The sequence below is a fragment of the Haloferax sp. s1 genome, from assembly GCF_058382125.1.
On sequence record NZ_JBZRPK010000389.1, the window covers coordinates 3,451 to 3,986 of the forward strand.

Consider the following 536-nt stretch of genomic DNA (forward strand, 5'->3'; position numbering starts at 1 on the left):
GCAGGGGGGGGCCGGTGCTTACGCCCGGGTACGGCGGTGGAAACGGAGGCACCCCCCGGGGGGACGGTCCTGGGGGGGGGAGTGGGAGTGTTTCCGGGGGCGCAAGAGGGCGCCGCGGCCGCGGTGGTTAGAAAAGGACCGGGCGGGGGCGCCGTGGCCCTCTCCGGGGGCGGGTTTTGCGGGGGAGCCTCCGCCACTATCGATGGGTCGTTGGAGGCCGCCGGTGGCAACGTCAGACTCGACGGTGCAGTTGGCGGTGATGTGAGAGTCGGCGCTGAAGACCTCGTTGTCGGTCCGAACACTCGCGTCGGCGGGTCGCTCAAATACAATGCGGAGAGCACAGCTATCGACTCCGCGGCCGTCGTCGATGGCGGCGTGACGGAGGTCGACAACGTCGGAATCGACTCCCCGCCAATCGCGGGTGTCCCAGTCGAGTTCGGCCAGTTTGAAGGGCCGACGATTCCGAATTGGGTGTTTTCGGGCTACTGGCTCCTCGTGAACCTCGTCCTCGGTTCGATTATCGTCCTCGTCGCCCC

The 536-nt window shown here is 67.7% G+C and carries 1 pseudogene; it reads left to right on the forward strand.

Annotated features, from left to right (window positions below):
• Positions 1 to 536, forward strand: a pseudogene (locus QT222_RS05005) (bactofilin family protein); the annotation flags it as partial.